This window comes from Nostoc cf. edaphicum LEGE 07299 (assembly GCF_015207245.1).
Lineage (GTDB): Bacteria > Cyanobacteriota > Cyanobacteriia > Cyanobacteriales > Nostocaceae > Nostoc > Nostoc edaphicum_B.
Window position 1 is genome coordinate 1 of the sequence record NZ_JADEXF010000541.1, and the last position, 4,019, is coordinate 4,019.

At 39.6% G+C, this 4,019-nt stretch carries 5 protein-coding genes and 1 pseudogene; 1 reads left to right on the forward strand and 5 read right to left on the reverse strand.

The window, feature by feature from the left end; genetic code table 11:
* Positions 1-133: 133 nt before the first annotated feature.
* The 5 genes from IQ229_RS16430 to IQ229_RS16445 all read right to left on the reverse strand — a co-directional run bounded on the left by IQ229_RS16430 (position 134) and on the right by IQ229_RS16445 (position 3,141).
* A complete protein-coding gene (locus IQ229_RS16430) occupies positions 134-361 on the reverse strand; it encodes a hypothetical protein (RefSeq protein WP_194045469.1) in 228 nt (75 codons plus the stop codon).
* Positions 351-791, reverse strand: coding sequence for a PIN domain-containing protein (locus tag IQ229_RS16435; protein ID WP_194045470.1), 441 nt, complete (start codon positions 789-791; stop codon positions 351-353). The genes IQ229_RS16430 and IQ229_RS16435 overlap by 11 nt, the downstream gene beginning before the upstream one ends.
* Positions 792-1,307: 516 nt before the next feature.
* Positions 1,308-2,252, reverse strand: coding sequence for a tetratricopeptide repeat-containing protein (locus IQ229_RS16440; RefSeq protein WP_228013512.1), 945 nt, complete (start codon positions 2,250-2,252; stop codon positions 1,308-1,310).
* Between the two features lie 34 nt (positions 2,253-2,286).
* Positions 2,287-2,712 carry a hypothetical protein gene (locus IQ229_RS24135; RefSeq protein WP_228013513.1) on the reverse strand — a complete coding sequence of 142 codons (426 nt, stop codon included), beginning with the start codon at positions 2,710-2,712 and terminating at the stop codon, positions 2,287-2,289.
* A 51-nt stretch (positions 2,713-2,763) separates the two neighbouring features.
* Positions 2,764-3,141 (reverse strand): hypothetical protein, encoded by a 378-nt coding sequence (locus IQ229_RS16445; protein WP_194045472.1) that lies wholly within the window; start codon positions 3,139-3,141, stop codon positions 2,764-2,766.
* Positions 3,142-3,688: 547 nt separating this feature from the next.
* Between IQ229_RS16445 and IQ229_RS16450 the strand changes: the two are divergent.
* Positions 3,689-4,019, forward strand: a pseudogene (locus IQ229_RS16450) (hypothetical protein); the annotation flags it as partial.

The following is a 4,019-nucleotide window of genomic DNA, read 5'->3' on the forward strand; positions in this document are numbered from 1 at the left end:
AACAAGACTCAGTACGGATTTATGCCTTCTTTCCTGTTCCCTATTCCCTATTCCCTGTTCCCTGCCCACACAAGTAAATTCAGGAATCAAACCGGATTCCTATAGTTGAAACTTTAATTCAGGAATATAAGCTTCATTCTAGCGATTGCTTACTATCATCATCTTGAAATTCTTTGATTTTGGCATATAAGCTGGCAACCGTTTCTTTAGCAAATAGTTTTTCTTTAACTTGCAAATAGTCACCTTCACTTAGTTTACAAGCTGCCCAAAACTTCATTACCTTCGATGGTTCTAGATGAGTGAGTAAAACCTGCATAACTTCTTGTAAATTTTCTTGTTCGTTAATAACTTTAATTTCCATTATCTACCTCAAAAATAAAATTAGTTGGGTTGATTACCAAAAGTGATAAATCTTGGCATCGGTTGATTAATCTCCGATCGCAAGTAATAAAATAATTACTTTGGGAAGCCTCTGCACAAGTTACATGAAGTGCATCGATAGGTTTAATTCCTTGTTGTTCTAGTTGTTCTCCTCTCACTCTAATATTTTCATCTACTAATACTCTCAAGACAGCTATTTGTAAATATCGCTGCATCGATTGCTGATTTATAAGAAAAGGGTTACGGCTATTTTCATATTCTAGAACTGAAGAACTAACTAATTCTATTAATCTTGCCTCCACCATTTGTAAAATTAAGATGATAGCTTGTGTTTCTAGAAATATTTTTGGCTGTGTTTGGTCGTCAAACGGACGATTATAAATACTGGTATCTAGATAAACCCTGGTCATATAGCTTTTTTACAACTTTCTCTCAAGAAAAGCGTAGGCGTAGCCCGTCGTAGACATCGCCTCTAGCAGTGCGATCCACGCGTAGGCGTAGCCCGTCGGAGACATCGCTTGTCAATTTACACTTCTTTTGTAGGATTGCCAGCTTTCGGCTCAATGATATACCAAAATGAATGCGTGAATTACTCAAATGAGAAAGCAAACTGGAGTTTGAGAAAGTAAAAGCTTATTTTACTTGCGGAAAACACCAAAATGAGTAAGCAAACTGGGGTTTGAGAAAACAAAAGCTTATTTTGAGAAAGTCAAAGCTGCTTTTGCTTGCGGAAAACACCAAAATGAGAAAGCAAACTGGGGTTTGAGAAAGTAAAAGCTCCTTTTGAATAAGTAAAAGCTCATTTTGAGTAAGTCGAATGGCATTTTTACTTAGTTCAATATGAATTTTAGTCTAGGCGATACCTTCGGTGAGCTTCGCTAACGCTCTTTTCAGTTTTATTACGGTATGCTTTGCACAAAACTAGCTTATTCTGGATTTGGGGGGAGGCGATCGCGAATATTTGCAATATTTTTATGACAACTAACAGTATAGGGATGATTCGTCCCTAACCGTTGCTCAAAAATATCTAAAGCTTGCAGATACAGGGGTTCGGCATCGCTGTACTTTTCTTGAGATTCGTATAGTACTGCCAGATTGTTGAGGCTAATAGCAACATCGGGATGTTCTTGTCCCAGAAGCCGTTGCCTCATTTCTAAAGCTTTGCGATACAGGGCTTCAGCATCGCTGTACTTTTCTTGAGATTCGTAGAGATCCGCCAAATTGTTGAGGCTAGTAGCAACATCAATATGTTCCTCTCCTAGCAGAGATTGCAATAGTGTCAAAGCTTTCTGGTGCAAGGATTCAGCTTCGCTGTATCTTTCTTGGCAATAGTAGAGTACCGCCAAATTGTTGAGGCTAGTAGCAACATCAATATGTTCCTCTCCTAGCAGAGATTGCAACATTACCAAAACTTGCTGGTACAGGGATTCAGCTTCGCTGTATCTTCCTTGAAATTTGTATAATACCGCTAGATTATTGAGGATAGTAGCAACATCGGTATGTTCCTCTCCCAGGCAACGTCGGCATATTGTTAAAGCTTGCTGATACAAGGGTTTGGCTTCGCTGTATCTTCCTTGAGATTTGTAAAGATATGCCAAGTTGTTGAGGCTTGTAGCAACCAATGGATGTTCCTCTCCTAAGCGTTTTTTAGTTATCTCTAGACACTGCTCATACCAAGGTGCTGCTTGACCATACAAACCATGATGATAATAAAACCAAGCGTTACCGAAGAAAAGCCAAATTAAATTATCATCACTGACGTATTGAATGAGATTCTTAGTTACTTCTGCCAGATGAGGTATGGTGGGGGAAATATCGTTGATTTCCTTAAGAGTACGGGAGTCATGAATCTCTTTAGTAACTGCTACCATTACCCGACAAAGCGATCGCTTTAATTCCTCTCCCTTATCTAAAACCTGTAAGCTTATATTGAAAAAATTCCCGTAGCAGTGGATGCAGTTGATAGATTCCCTCACCTTTGTGCTGGAGTAAATGCAGATTCAGCAGGCTATCATCTCTAATTTCCTCCAAATCTTCTTCATCTTTTTCGAGTAAATCAAAATCTTCTGGTGGCTTTAAATCAAGATGCGTTCTGGCAAACTGCACAACTTGAATACCTACATCCCCAGTTTTTGGTAGCAACCAACAAAGCCCACCGTTGTATGTTTCGCGGTATTTGATGGCATATTGTAAGGCGAACTCTGTTTTACCAACTCCACCCATCCCTGCAATAGCTGCGATCGCAACTTGTTTATTATCCTGCAAAAGTTGGTGAAGATTTTGCAATTCTTCTTCACGCCCGACAAACTCCACCACCCCACTCAGGGGCAAATTTTGCGGTATTTCAGTAGAAAGTATCGATTCCCCTGCGGGCGACTTTAGTCAGAAGTTTAAGGTGTTACCAGAAATGGTATTAGTTCCACCTTTAATATTTATCCCCTGCCAATTTTCAATAATAGTGTTCGTTAATTGAGGTTGTGCTTGATTGGCTACAGCTTCCACAGCTTGAGCAATCTCAGGATCTTTCTTCGCCGCTTCCTCTACTTGCTGCCCAATGAGATAAGCTTGACCATAATTTAAAGATTGTGTTTTAGCCTGTTCGAGAAGCTTCGCCGTGCTAGGTTCTTTACGTTTCAGCAGAACTAACAACTTTTCGCCTTCGTTCCAAGCCTTTTCACCGATGATTTCACCAGTTTTTTCAAAAGCTTTGATAATTACCAAAGTTGCGATCGCAGCTGCTGTAAGTGATACTGGCTCCATAAGTTTGCCAAAGTATAAGAGATTTTACTTATGGCTCTTAGTCTAACAGCCTCTAAACACCTAATAAAGAGCAAATACTCAACTTAGAGCCAAGGCGAATGTGATTCGCGCAGATTCAGGCGATCGCCTCTTCGATTATTTCAAACCCGGAGCCTAAATCTAGACTCAAAACAAAGTCACTCAAGGGTGCAAAGCTTATAAAGCATATATTCTGACGTTATTCAGCAACACCATAACACCTCATTGCACAGCGATATCTACGAGGGGCTACGCCTACACAACTTGCCCTTCCTATGATACAATTGTACTATAAGCTTAGGCAACGCTGTTCTTCGCGTTGCCTAAATTCCTAGCGAATAGACTCAAACAAACTTTGCGCTCCTCTGCGCTATACTCTGCGCCCCTCTGCGTTTAAACTTAAACCCTCAATCGTCCACGAACTTACCATTAAATTTCGCACGGTAAGAACAGTTTATTTTGGAATATTAATAGACTTCAATAACCGTGGCTTTAAAAGATTCTTGACCTTTATCTGGAAGGTGGCAATATGACAAAGAATCAAATTTCTCTGGTAGAGCTAATCCAACTTATTGCACAATACCGCAATAATATTATCGTCAATATCAAGCACCTGCAAGAAGATTATCAAAGAGCAGGTGTTAAGCGTATTAGAGGTATTAGAAACGAAAATGGAGAACTGTTACAACCTTGGTTGACAACAGAATATATAGATAATGCTGAGTATGTTGATATGGGCGAGTTTAAGTTTAGCCGCAACACTGCTACTATCAATATGCTTGTCAAACGTAGAGTTAAACTTGCCAAATTTGAAGATCAAACTCCTATCATTGAAGTAGCAGGGTTATTAGTAAATGACC

What these genes read in the sequence shown, in the direction of transcription:
- IQ229_RS16445 (WP_194045472.1), bottom strand. Translation starts at nt 3,141, where the DNA reads ATGGAGCCAGTATCACTTACAGCAGCTGCGATCGCAACTTTGGTAATT.
- IQ229_RS16440 (WP_228013512.1), bottom strand. Translation starts at nt 2,252, where the DNA reads ATGGTAGCAGTTACTAAAGAGATTCATGACTCCCGTACTCTTAAGGAA.
- IQ229_RS16430 (WP_194045469.1), bottom strand. Translation starts at nt 361, where the DNA reads ATGGAAATTAAAGTTATTAACGAACAAGAAAATTTACAAGAAGTTATG.
- IQ229_RS16435 (WP_194045470.1), bottom strand. Translation starts at nt 791, where the DNA reads ATGACCAGGGTTTATCTAGATACCAGTATTTATAATCGTCCGTTTGAC.